Annotated in this window: 1 pseudogene; it reads right to left on the reverse strand. The window is 76.2% G+C overall.

Annotation, left to right across the window (positions count from 1 at the left end):
- A pseudogene (locus tag E4K09_RS14230) lies at positions 1-223 on the reverse strand (ATP-binding protein); the annotation flags it as partial.

A 223-nucleotide genomic window follows, 5' to 3' on the forward strand; every position in this document is an offset into this window, starting at 1 on the left:
CTCGCCGTCCGGCGGACAGGCGGCCCCTTCCATGGCGGCGCGGGCCAGCAGCAGATAGACGCCCTGGATGTCCTCTTCGAGCGCGCCCGCGAAGGCCACCGCGCGGTCCCAGTCCGTGCCCTCGGCGGTGGCTGTGTCGACGCCCGCGCGCGCCACCGCAAGGCGGCGGCGGAAGGCGTTGAGGTTCAGGGGCTCGCCGGAGACGCGGCGGATGCGGCACCGC

Origin of the sequence: Microvirga pakistanensis (assembly GCF_004458765.1) — a bacterium.
Lineage (GTDB): Bacteria > Pseudomonadota > Alphaproteobacteria > Rhizobiales > Beijerinckiaceae > Microvirga > Microvirga pakistanensis.